The organism is Stutzerimonas frequens, assembly GCF_024448335.1.
GTDB lineage: Bacteria > Pseudomonadota > Gammaproteobacteria > Pseudomonadales > Pseudomonadaceae > Stutzerimonas > Stutzerimonas frequens.
In genome coordinates, this window is the sequence record NZ_JAMOHM010000003.1 from 241,785 (window position 1) to 253,976 (window position 12,192).

Consider the following 12,192-nt stretch of genomic DNA (forward strand, 5'->3'; position numbering starts at 1 on the left):
CCATGGCTGGCATCCATATCGGCATCTCGGGCTGGCGTTATGCGCCGTGGCGAGGCGATTTCTATCCCAAGGGGCTGACGCAGAAAAAGGAGCTGCGTTTTGCCTCCCGGGCAGTCAGCAGCATCGAGATCAACGGCTCGTTCTATTCGCTGCAGACGCCCGAACGCTATGCCGACTGGTACGCCGACACGCCCAAGGGCTTCGTCTTCAGCGTCAAGGGACCGCGCTACATCACCCATGTGCGCAGGCTGCGCGAGGTCGACGGGGCGCTGGCCAACTTCTTCGCCTCGGGCATCTTTCGGCTCAAGGAAAAGTTGGGGCCGATCCTCTGGCAGTTCCCACCGTCGTTCAAGTTCGATCCCGCGTTGTTCGAAGCCTTTCTGCGCCAGCTGCCCCACGACACCGAAGCGGCGCTGGCGATTGCCAGAGACTGCGAGGCACGCATGGAGGGCCGCAGCTACCTGTCCGTAGACCGCAAGCGGCGCATGCGCCACGCCGTGGAGATCCGCAACGCCAGCTTCGTCGATCCGGCATTCGTCGAGCTTCTGCGCAAGTACCAGGTAGCGCTGGTAGTGGCTGATACCGCCGGCAAATGGCCGCATCACGAAGACCTCACCAGCGACTTCGTCTACATCCGCCTGCATGGTGCCGAGGAGCTCTACACCAGTGGCTACACCGACGCCGCGCTGGATGAATGGCGCCGCCGGATCGAATCCTGGAACGCCGGCAGCCAGCCCGACGACGCACGGCTGATCAGCTCGAAGAAGCCGCGACGGCGAGCCTCGCGCCAGGTGTACTGCTACTTCGACAACGACGTAAAGGTCCGTGCGCCGTACGACGCACGCCAACTGCTGCATCGGCTCGGCCTGGATGAGCATCTGCAGGTCAGCCCCGGAAAACTGGAAGGAGCTATCGATTGACTTTGGATAAAGACCACCCGATCGCAAGCGCCGACCTCGACGCGCACATGGCTACGGCGGTCAATGCCGTCCGCATTCTCACGGTGAACACCCACAAGGGCTTCACCGCCTTCAATCGGCGATTCATCTTGCCGGAGCTGCGCGAAGCGGTCCGCAGCGTCTCGGCCGACGTCGTGTTCTTGCAGGAAGTGCTGGGTACGCACGAAAAGCACGCCTTGCGCTTTCATAACTGGCCGCAGACCCCGCAGTACGAATTTCTTGCCGACAGCATCTGGACCGATTTTGCCTACGGGCGCAACGCGGTCTATCCGGACGGCGACCACGGCAATGCCCTGCTGTCGAAGTTTCCGATTATCCGTTACGAGAATCTCGATATCTCCATAGCCGGCCCCGAGCGGCGTGGCCTGCTACACAGCGTGCTGCAGGTGCCGGGGCACGAGGAGTTCCATGCGATCTGCGTGCATCTGGGCCTGCGCGAATCGCATCGCCAGCAGCAGCTGGAATTACTCTGCAACCTGCTCGACTCGCTGCCCGAGGGTGCGCCAGTGGTGGTCGCTGGTGACTTCAATGACTGGCGATTGAAGGCCACGCGCACGCTCGATCGCTGCGCCGGGCTGCACGAGGTCTTCGCCGTTTCCCAGGGCAAGGTCGCCAAGACATTCCCGGCGCGCTGGCCGATGCTGCGCCTGGATCGCATCTATGTGCGCAATGCCAGCAGTCACAAACCGCGAATACTCGGTAACAAACCCTGGACGCACTTGTCCGATCATCTGCCCCTGACGGTGGAGATACACCTATGAGTTACCACTGGAGAGACGGTAATCGCCTTCAGTTGCTGGAAAATGGCGAAGAGTTCTTTCCCCGCGTGTTCGAAGTCATCGCACAGGCCAAGAAAGAGGTCCTGCTGGAAACCTTCATCCTGTTTCAGGACAAGGTCGGTGCCGAGTTGCAGCAGGCGCTGATCGCCGCGGCGAACAACGGCGCCAGCGTCGACGTGACAGTCGACGGTTACGGCTCGGCCGATCTGCACGGCGAGTTCGTCAGCGCGATGACGCGGGTTGGCGTGCGCATTCACATGTTCGATCCGGGCAAGCGTTTGCTTGGCCGCCGACTGAACGTGTTCCGCCGCATGCACCGCAAGATCGTGGTGGTCGATGGCGAAGTCGCCTTCATCGGCGGGATCAACTTCTCGGCCGATCACCTGGCTGACTTCGGTCCGGCCGCCAAGCAGGACTACGCGCTGCAGGTCGAAGGCCCGGTGGTGCGAGATATCCATCATTTCGCCCTCAGCCAGATCGCGCCGAACAAACCGCCGCAGCATCGCTGGTGGCGACGCCGCGTGCGGCAGCAGACGCCCGGCTATGGCGGCGTCAGTCGCGGCGAAGCTCGAGCACTGTTCGTCACCCGCGACAATGACCAGCATCGCAATGACATCGAACAGCATTACCTGCAAGCGATTCGAGATGCTCGCTCCAGGTTATTGATTGCAAACGCCTATTTCTTCCCCGGTTATCGCGTATTACGGGAGATCCGCAATGCCGCGCGGCGTGGCGTGCGGGTGCGGCTGATCCTCCAGGGCGAACCGGACATGCCGATCGCCAAGTTCGGCGCGCGCATGCTCTACAACTACCTGATGCGTGACGGCGTGGAGATTCACGAATACTGCCGGCGCCCGCTGCATGGCAAGGTGGCGCTGGCCGACTATGAATGGTCGACGGTGGGTTCGAGCAATCTCGACCCGCTGAGCCTGTCGCTGAATCTGGAAGCCAACCTGATCATCCGCGACCACGTGTTCAACCGGCACCTGCACGAGCGGCTCGATCACCTGCTGCAGACCGACTGCCGACGCATCCCGCTGGAACGGATCATCCGTGGCTTCTGGTGGCGCGCGCCGCTGGCATTTCTGATCTTCCATTTCCTGCGGCATTTCCCCGGTCTGGTGGACCTGTTCCCCAAACACAAGCCACGTCTGGAGCTGCTCGATGCAGATGCGCCTCCACTCGATAGCGTGCCCGCCCCCATACAGCGAGAACAACGATGAGCCACACGACCCACGGCGAGGCGAAAGGCGGCTGGCGTCGGCGCTGGCCATTGATCAAAAGGATTCTCACGTACGTCTTCTTCATCCTGGTCGCAGGGCTGTTGATCGGGCTGGCCCGCAACCTCGACTGGCAGGAGGTCTACAGCACCCTGCGCAACTACCGCGCCGAAACGCTGTGGATGGCAGGCGCGGCTGCGCTAGGCAGCTACGTCGTCTATTGCTTCTTCGACGTGCTCGGCAAGCGTTACGCGCGCCATGACCTGCCGTTGCGGCAGATCCTGCCGGTCACCTTTGTCTGTTATGCCTTCAACCTCAACCTCAGCGCCTGGGTCGGTGGCATCGCCCTGCGCTTTCGTCTCTATTCGCGCCTCGGCCTGCGCCCATCGCAGATCACCAGGGTGTTCACCCTGAGCCTGCTCACCAACTGGCTGGGCTACATGTGGCTGGCCGGGTTGATCTTCGTCATGGGCTGGATCACGCCGCCAGCCAACTGGGAAATCGGCTTCACCGCGCTGCGCGTGCTAGGCGCCGGATTGTTGCTGGCGTGCGTCGTCTACCTTGGGCTCTGTGGCTTTTCCAAACGGCGTTCGTGGACCATTCGCGGTCACGAGATCCACCTGCCGTCACTGCGCCTGGCACTGATTCAGTTGGTCCTCGGCGCGGCGAACTGGTCACTGATGGCGTTGGTGGTGTACTTCATGCTGTTCCGGCAGGCGGCCTATCCCGAGGTGCTGGGCATTCTGATGATCAGCAGCATCGCCGGCGTGGTAACCCACATTCCCGCGGGGCTCGGCGTGATCGAGGCCGTGTTCGTGGCCATGCTCGCCGACGAGATGAGCAAGGGAGCCATCGTCGCCGGGCTGATCGGCTATCGGGTGATCTACTTCCTGATCCCCCTGCTGTTCGCCACCCTTGTTTACGTGGTGCTCGAGGCTCGGGCGAAGAAGCTGCGCAAAGGCAACCAGGGCGCAGAGCAGCCGGCGGCTACCCAGGAGACGAGCTGAGACCTGGGTCGGCTGCAGCTCCCGCCCCCACAAGGGGCGACGCTGCAGCCTCGCCATCAGACCAGTCGGCAGCCCGCTCCACGACAGGGTTGATCACGGCACTCGCTGGAGTGGTTTTGACCGCGACATTCAGCGACTCAAGCAAACCCACAAAGCGCAGTGACCAGATGCCCCGCTTCCCTGCCGCCCTCCAGTAAAAAAAACGCCGCTCAGGTTGCCCCGAACGGCGCTTGTCATCGCTATAGCCTTCAGACCTGCGGTCGCATTACCAGCACGCCCAGTGGCGGCAGGGTCAGCGACAGCGAAACCTTCTCGCCGTGACTCTCCACCGGCTCGGCCAGCATGCCGCCGCCGTTGCCGGTGTTGGAGCCGCCGTAGCATTCGGCGTCGCTGTTGAACACCTCCAGCCACCTGGCATCCACCGGCACACCGATGCGATAGCCCTCGCGCACCACCGGGGTGAAGTTGCCGATCACCAGCAGCGGATGACCGGTCGAACTCTTGCGCAGCCAGGCGAACACGCTGTTCGCCCGATCGTCGCCGATCAGCCACTGGAAACCGCGGGGGTCACTGTCCAGTTCATGCAGCGCCGGCTCCTGGCTGTACAGCCGATTCAGATCGCGCACGAGGTTCTGCACGCCGCGGTGATCGGCTTCTTCGAGCAGGTGCCAATCCAGCTCGCGGTCATGATTCCATTCACGCCACTGGCCGAACTCGCTGCCCATGAACAGCAGTTTCTTGCCTGGATGCGTCCACATGAACGACAGGTAGGCGCGTAGGTTGGCGAACTTCTGCCAGCGGTCGCCCGGCATCTTGTCGATCAGCGAGCCCTTGCCGTGCACCACCTCGTCATGGGAGATCGGCAGCACGAAATGCTCGGAATAGGCGTAGACCATGCCGAAGGTCAGCTTGTCGTGGTGATACTGGCGGTGGATCGGATCTTCCTGGATGTACTTGAGCGTGTCGTGCATCCAGCCCATGTTCCACTTGTAGGAAAAGCCCAGCCCACCTTCACTGGTCGGCTTGCTGACGCCGGGAAAGGCGGTGGACTCCTCGGCGATCACCAGCGCGCCGGGGGTCTCGGTGGCCACCACATCGTTCAGGTGACGAAGGAAATCGATCGCCTCCAGGTTCTCGCGCCCGCCATGGCGGTTGGGAATCCATTCGCCGTCCTTGCGCGAATAATCCCGGTAGAGCATCGAGGCCACCGCATCCACGCGCAGCGCATCGACGTGGAACTCGCGCAGCCAATGCAACGCCGAGGCCAGCATGAAGCCGTGCACCTCGGTGCGGCCGAGGTTGTAGATGTAGGTATCCCAGTCCTGGTGGAAGCCCTCGAACGGGTGGGCGTACTCGTACAGCGCAGTGCCATCGAACTCGCCCAGGCCATGAGCGTCGGTGGGGAAATGCGCCGGCACCCAGTCGAGAATCACGCCGATACCGGCGTTATGGCAGGCGTCGACGAACTCGGCGAAGTCGTGGGCGTTACCGTAGCGCGCGCTGGGAGCGAACTGCGAAAGCAGCTGGTAGCCCCAGGAGCCGCCGAACGGGTGCTCCATGATCGGCATCAGCTCGATATGGGTGAAGCCCATGTCCACCACGTAGGGGATCAGTCGCTCGGCCAGCTCATGCCAGTTGTACAGCCGGCCGTTATCGCCACCCTCACGTCGCCAGGAGCCCGCATGCAGCTCATAGATGCTCATCGGCGCGTTGAGTGACTGGCGCGAGGCGCGCTGCTGGATCCAGGCCTGGTCCTTCCACTGGTAATCCAGCGGCCGCGCGATGACCGAGGCGGTGCCCGGCGGAAGCTCGGTGGCCAGGGCAACCGGGTCGGCCTTCAGCGGCACGATGCCGTTGGGGCCGAGAATCTCGTACTTGTAGGTGTCGCCAGGCTGCAAGCGCGGAATGAACAGCTCCCACACGCCGGATGGAAAGCGCAGCCGCATGGGGTGGCGGCGACCGTCCCAGCCGTTGAAGCTGCCGACCACCGAGACGCGCCGGGCGTTGGGCGCCCATACGGCGAAACGCACGCCCTGTATGCCGTCCACCTCGATCACCTGGGAGCCGAACACCCGGCCGATCTGCCGATGGTTGCCTTCGGAGAACAGGTGCATGTCCAGCTCACCGAGCTGCGGGCCGAAACTGTAGGGATCTTCGGTGATCTGTTCCCCGCCCGCCCAGCGAATCTTCAGCAGGTAGGGCTGCCGATGGGCCAGTCGAGTGAAGAAGAAACCCGGTACCTGCCCTTGCTCCATCACCGCCAGCAACTGCTGTTCCCGGTCGAGCAGCTCCACACCGAGCGCGTTGGGCAGGTAGGCCCGCACCACCATTCCATCGCCGTCCGGGTGCGGTCCGAGCACGGCGAAGGGATTGCCATGTTCGGCTCGTACCAGGGCGTCCACATCGGTATCGCTGGGCATCAGGGTCTCCCCTGGCGTGGTCAGAACCGGGCGATCAATCATTGGAACCTCCATCGAAAAGCTGTTGTGCCAGGGCCAGCAGTCCCTGTAGCGGGACGGGCAACCAGGCCGGGCGGTTCTCCGCTTCGTAAACGATCTCGTACGCGCATTTCTCCAGGCTGAACAGCAGCAGTGCAGCATTCGCGCCATCCTGCTTCTGCCAGGCATGTGGCAGCTCCCGGGTGGCATCGCGGTACGCATCGAGGAAGGCTTGTTGTGCGCTGCGCTGGTAGCTCGCGGCAATGCGCTGGCGAGCCTGATCGGCCTCCGGCGTGCTGTCGCTGACCTGTGCACCACGAATGGTCATGGCCGCGGCGTATTCGAACGAGCGCAGCAAGCCTGAGACATCCTTGAACGGGCTGTGTTTCGCTCGCCGTTCGTCCAGCGAACGGGCCGGCTCGCCCTCGAAGTCGATGAAATACGCATCGCCCTGCACCACCAGAACCTGCCCGAGGTGCAGGTCGCCATGCACGCGGGTGCGCACGCCCCCCACCGATCTAGCCGCCAGACGTTTCACTTGTGCGAGCAGCTGGTCGCGGCGCTGGAGCAGCTGCCCCACCGCGGCGGCATCCCTGCGCTCGAGAGTGGAACGGTGTTCGTCGATCCGCTGCAGTGCCTGCTCGAGCTGGGCGCTGATGCTCTGCGCCCACTGCTCGACGTTCGCCGGGCTGGTGATTTCGTAGGCAAATGCGGCATCGTCGGTGTTGGCTGCCAGGGCCATGTGCATCTCGCCCAGACGCTGCCCGAGCAGCCGGTTGAAGGCCTGCAACTCGTCGAGGGCACTGAACTGGTTCTCGTGCATCGATACACCGCCGGCGATTTCGTCGCGTACGGCGCGGTCGAGGTTGTTCAGCGTCCAGACCCAGGCGTCACCCTGGCTGTCGAGGAAGTGCTGGATCACCATCAGCGCCACCGGCTCGCCCTGCTTGTTGATCCGGCTGACATGCCCGAGCATGCCGGAAATATGTGCGAAACCGCGCGCGGTGAGAAACCCGCCCATTTCCAGTTCAGGGTGAATCCCCGCAGCGACGCGACGCAGCAGCTTGATCATCACCTTGTTGTCGATGATCGCTGAGCTGTTGGATTGTTCGGCGGAGATGAAGCGTACCTCCGGGTGCTCCGGCAACTGCAGCTCGTCCAGCTGCGGCATCGGTACGAAGCGGATCTCGCCATCGTTGCAGGGCAGCACCAGCTCGTCGCGCAGCCCCTGGATGACCGCTGCGCTGAACTGTTCCAGCGCGAAGGCATCGGTCATGAGTCCGACCTGCGGCCCACGGCGCACGCGGGCCAGCGCCAGCTGTTGCGGCAGTGCGGTGCCAAAGTCCGCCTCGTCGAGGAAGCCCAGCGGCAACTGATAGAGATCGCTGCGCCCGGCCGATTCGACACAGAGTTCGCTCAAAAGCACCGGCCGGTTGGGATCGCCGAACGGCACGCAGTAGTTGATGCGAATCGCCTCGATCGCCACGTCCTTTGCAGCGAACCAGCGACGCTTGGGCAAGTAGGCGGGTAACGACTCGGTCTCCAGAATGCGCCGGTTGCCGCTGGTGAGCGTGTCCAGGCGCTTGAGCACCAGGGTCCGGAAGTCCGGCATGGTGTCCACCGGTTCCTGGTGCCAGCTCGGCATCTGATTGGTGGGCGCCAACTGGAACCAGTAGAAGCCATAAGGCGGCAGGGTCAGCAGGTACGGCAGTTGGCCGATGGGCGGGAAGGCACTGCCGCCGACCATCTCCACCGGCACCATGCCGGCGTATTGCGACATTTCCAGCTCCGCCGCCTGGGCCGAACGCGAAACGTTGGCGACGCAGAAGATGATCTCGGTTTCGCCATTCGGCCCGGTGAATTCGCGCAGATAGGCCAGGATGCGCCGGTTGCTCGGCGCCAGCATCTTCAGCGTGCCGCGGCCGAAGGCCTTGAACTGCTTGCGAATGGTGAGCATCCGCCGTGTCCAGTTCAGCAGCGAATGCGGGTCGCGCTGCTGCGCCTCCACGTTGATGGTGTAGTAGCCGTAGAGCGGGTCCATCACCGGCGGCAGCACCAGATTCGGCGGGTCGGCGCGGGAGAAACCGCCGTTGCGGTCCACCGACCACTGCATGGGGGTGCGCACCCCATCGCGATCGCCGAGGAAGATGTTGTCGCCCATGCCGATCTCGTCGCCGTAGTAGATCACCGGCGTACCGGGCATGGAGAGCAGCAGGCTGTTGAGCAGTTCGATGCGGCGACGATCGCGTTCCAGCAGCGGTGCCAGACGCCGACGGATGCCGAGGTTGATGCGTGCCCGCTTGTCCGAGGCGTAGTAGTTCCAGAGGTAGTCACGCTCGCGGTCGGTGACCATCTCCAGGGTCAGCTCATCGTGGTTGCGCAGGAAGATCGCCCACTGACAGTTGTCCGGAATGTCCGGCGTCTGCCGCAGGATGTCGGTGATCGGAAAGCGGTCTTCCTGGGCGATGGCCATGTACATGCGCGGCATCAGCGGGAAGTGGAACGCCATGTGGCATTCGTCGCCGGGGCCGCCGTCTTCGCCGCCGAAGTACAGCTGAGTATCCTCCGGCCACTGGTTGGCCTCGGCCAGCAACATGCGATCGGGATAATTGGCGTCGATCTCGGCGCGGATGGCCTTGAGCACCGCGTGGGTCTCGGGCAGGTTTTCGTTGTTGGTGCCGTCACGCTCGACCAGGTAGGGAATCGCGTCCAGGCGCAGACCGTCGATGCCCATGTCCAGCCAGAAGCGCATGACGGCCAGTACCGCCTTCATCACCTGCGGGTTGTCGAAGTTCAGATCCGGCTGGTGGGAATAGAAGCGGTGCCAGAAGTACTGCTTGGCCACCGGGTCCCAGGTCCAGTTGGACTTCTCGGTGTCGAGAAAGATGATCCGCGTGCCCTGGTATTTGTCGTCGGTGTCGGACCAGACATAGAAATTGCGCGCCGCCGAGCCCTTCTTCGCCTTGCGCGCCCGCTGAAACCAGGGGTGCTGGTCCGAGGTGTGGTTGATGACCAGCTCGGTGATCACCCGCAGCCCGCGCTTGTGCGCTTCGGCAATGAAGCGCCGTGCATCGGCCATGTTGCCGTACTCGGGATGCACGCCGCGGTAGTCGGCGATGTCGTAGCCATCGTCGCGCCGCGGCGAGGGATAGAACGGCAGCAGCCAGATGGTGTTCACGCCCAGGTCGGCGATGTAATCCAGCTTCTCGATCAGCCCGACGAAGTCACCAACGCCGTCATTGTTGGAATCGTAGAAGGATTTCAGGTGCACCTGGTACACCACCGCGTCCTTGTACCAGAGCGGATCCTTGATGAATGCGGCCGGTTTGCGCGGTTTTGCCATGTTGTTCATTCCTGTCGCAATGAAGGGCCGCGGTCGTTCGCAGCCCGGGCAACGACGAAACTGCAGCTGGAACCGACATCAACAAATCAATGCAACATGCTGATTTTGTACAGATTCCAGCCACATCCGGGAAACTACTTGAGGTCGGGGTCCGGCCGCTGGGCAGTCAGGCGCCAGATTCCGAATGGCAGATGCCACGGTTCGATACGCATCCACTGGGTCTTGCCGTACCAGGTCCAGCGATGCCCGTTCATCAGGTCCTCGCCCTGGGTGTGGGCGTCATCCGGCAGGCCGAGCTCCCACAACGGCAGTTCGAAATGCGCTTCCTGCGCGTTGTGCGGGTCGAGGCTGATGGCTACCAAGATGAAGTTGGACAGGTCCGCCGAGCGCTTGCCGAAGTAGAGGATGTTGTCGTTCCACGCCAGGTAGGGCTTGAAACCCAGGTGCGTCTGCAGCGCCGGGTTCTGCCGGCGGATGCGGTTGAGCTGGGCGATCTCGGCCACGATGTTGCCCGGCGCCTGATAGTTGCGTGGCCGGATCTGATACTTCTCCGAATCCAGGTACTCCTCCTTCCCCGGAATCGCCGCCGACTCGCACAGCTCGAAGCCCGAGTACATGCCCCACAGCCCCGAGCCCATGGTTGCCAGTGCCGCGCGGATCAGAAAACCGGCACGACCGGAGTCCTGCAGGAAGAACGGGTTGATGTCCGGTGTATTGACGAAGAAGTTCGGCCGGTAGCAGTCGCGCAGCGGCGGCTCGTTCAGCTCGCTGAAGTACTCGGAAAGCTCCGCCTTGGTATTGCGCCAGGTGAAATAGGTATAGCTCTGGCTGAAGCCGACCTTGCCGAGGCGCGCCATCATGCCCGGGCGGGTGAAGGCCTCGGAGAGGAACATCACGTCGCGGTCGCGCTCGCGTATATCGGCGATCAGCCACTCCCAGAACGGCAACGGCTTGGTGTGTGGGTTGTCGACGCGGAAGATCTTCACGCCCTGCTCCACCCAGTGCCAGACCACGTCACGTAGCGCGATCCAGAGGTCGGGCATGGCGTCCTCGGCGTAGAAGTCGACGTTGACGATGTCCTGGTATTTCTTCGGTGGGTTCTCGGCGTACTTGATGGTGCCGTCCGGGCGCCAGGAGAACCAGCCCGGATGCTCCTTGAGCCAGGGGTGGTCCTGGGAGCACTGGATGGCGAAGTCCAGAGCGATCTCCAGGCCGTGCTCGCGGGCCGCGGCCACCAGTTCGCGGAAATCGTCCAGCGTGCCCAGCTGCGGGTGGATGGCGTCGTGACCACCCTCTTCGCTGCCGATGGCATAGGGGCTGCCCGGGTCGTTCGGGCCGGCTTGCAGGCTGTTGTTCGGACCCTTGCGATGCTGGCGCCCGATGGGGTGGATCGGCGGGAAGTACAGCACGTCGAAGCCCATGTCGCGGATCGCTGGCAGACGCTTGTGCACGTCGCGGAAGGTGCCGTGTCGATTGGGGTCATCGGTCTCCGAGCGCGGGAACAGCTCGTACCAGCTGGCGAACTGCGCCAGCGGACGTTCGACATCCAGCGGATAGACCGGGCTGCGACTGCAGTGCTCGCGCGGGTCGGCCGCGGCCATGGCTGCAGCGGTTTCCGCCGCCAGCAACAGCGACACGCGTTCGTCTTCCAGGTGCGCCGAGCCCAGCCGGTGCAGCAGGTCGTCGAGGATCGCGCGGTTCTCGCCCTGGGCGCGCGCTACGGCCTTCTCCAGCAGCAGCCGGCCCTCTTCCAGCTCCAGCTGAACCGGCACGCCGGCGGTGTGCTTCTTCGACAGCTCGTAGCGATAGCTTTCGAACACGTCCCACCAGGCCTCGATGACGAACTCGTGTTCGGCCACCTGGGTCGGGGTGAACTGGCCTTGCCAGTTGTCGTTGCCGAGCAACTTCAATCGCGCGCGGCGCCAGTTGCTCTCGCCTTTCTCGCGCCAACAGACGGCGGCGGCCAGCTGGTCGTGCCCATCGGCGAAGATCCGGCTGGTCACCATCACCGGCTGGCCGATGATCGCCTTGGCGGCGAAGCGACCGTCATCCACCACCGGCAAGGTGGATTCGATGGCGATGCGCGGCATCTGCAAGGCTTGTTCGAGTCGAGGGTGAATCGTCGCGTTGGGCTGTGCATCGCTCATCGAACGGGCTCCTGAGGCGCAAGGGTTCGGATTGCCCGAGCCGCCTCTGGATGCGTCATCGTGCGGTTCGGGTGCCGACCCGCGGATGGCGGTTTTTGTCGGCTCTATCTTCCGAGCCAAGGGGCTGGGGAAAGTTCAGCGTTTTCCGGCCGCCAGGCAGCCCGTCCGGCGGCCGGTCGGCCGGCCCGCAGGAGCGATTGCAGCCGGCTGTCGCCGGGCGCTGGAGAGCCGACGTCTGGCCGGAACCGCTGCCCTGTGGCGCCCATCAATGAAGAACGTTCAGCACTGCCGCAAACCCC

Annotated in this window: 7 protein-coding genes; 4 read left to right on the forward strand and 3 right to left on the reverse strand. The window is 63.5% G+C overall.

Annotation, left to right across the window (positions count from 1 at the left end):
* Positions 1-2 precede the first annotated feature (2 nt).
* From NAO55_RS06125 to NAO55_RS06140, 4 genes are read left to right on the forward strand one after another with little or no spacing between them, the layout of a single operon-like run.
* The gene (locus NAO55_RS06125; RefSeq protein WP_102841073.1) at positions 3-920 is read left to right on the forward strand and encodes a DUF72 domain-containing protein; all 918 of its coding nucleotides are present in this window, start codon (positions 3-5) and stop codon (positions 918-920) included.
* Positions 917-1,720 carry an endonuclease/exonuclease/phosphatase family protein gene (locus NAO55_RS06130; RefSeq protein ID WP_102841072.1) on the forward strand — a complete coding sequence of 268 codons (804 nt, stop codon included), beginning with the start codon at positions 917-919 and terminating at the stop codon, positions 1,718-1,720. Before NAO55_RS06125 ends, NAO55_RS06130 begins: the two co-directional genes overlap by 4 nt.
* On the forward strand, positions 1,717-2,961 hold the full coding sequence (gene clsB / locus NAO55_RS06135; protein WP_102841071.1) for a cardiolipin synthase ClsB: 1,245 nt from the start codon (positions 1,717-1,719) through the stop codon (positions 2,959-2,961). The genes NAO55_RS06130 and clsB overlap by 4 nt, the downstream gene beginning before the upstream one ends.
* Positions 2,958-3,965 carry a lysylphosphatidylglycerol synthase domain-containing protein gene (locus NAO55_RS06140; protein ID WP_102841070.1) on the forward strand — a complete coding sequence of 336 codons (1,008 nt, stop codon included), beginning with the start codon at positions 2,958-2,960 and terminating at the stop codon, positions 3,963-3,965. The genes clsB and NAO55_RS06140 overlap by 4 nt, the downstream gene beginning before the upstream one ends.
* Positions 3,966-4,213: 248 nt before the next feature.
* Here NAO55_RS06140 and glgB read toward each other — a convergent pair whose 3' ends face one another.
* The 3 genes from glgB to NAO55_RS06155 all read right to left on the reverse strand — a co-directional run bounded on the left by glgB (position 4,214) and on the right by NAO55_RS06155 (position 11,893).
* Complete coding sequence (gene glgB, locus NAO55_RS06145) at positions 4,214-6,427, reverse strand: 1,4-alpha-glucan branching protein GlgB (RefSeq protein WP_102841069.1); 2,214 nt, start codon at positions 6,425-6,427, stop codon at positions 4,214-4,216.
* Entirely contained in the window at positions 6,420-9,746 is a 3,327-nt protein-coding gene (gene treS / locus NAO55_RS06150) for a maltose alpha-D-glucosyltransferase (protein ID WP_102841068.1), read from the reverse strand. Before treS ends, glgB begins: the two co-directional genes overlap by 8 nt.
* A gap of 134 nt (positions 9,747-9,880) precedes the next feature.
* A complete protein-coding gene (locus NAO55_RS06155) occupies positions 9,881-11,893 on the reverse strand; it encodes an alpha-1,4-glucan--maltose-1-phosphate maltosyltransferase (protein ID WP_102841067.1) in 2,013 nt (670 codons plus the stop codon).
* Between the last annotated feature and the right edge of the window lie 299 nt (positions 11,894-12,192).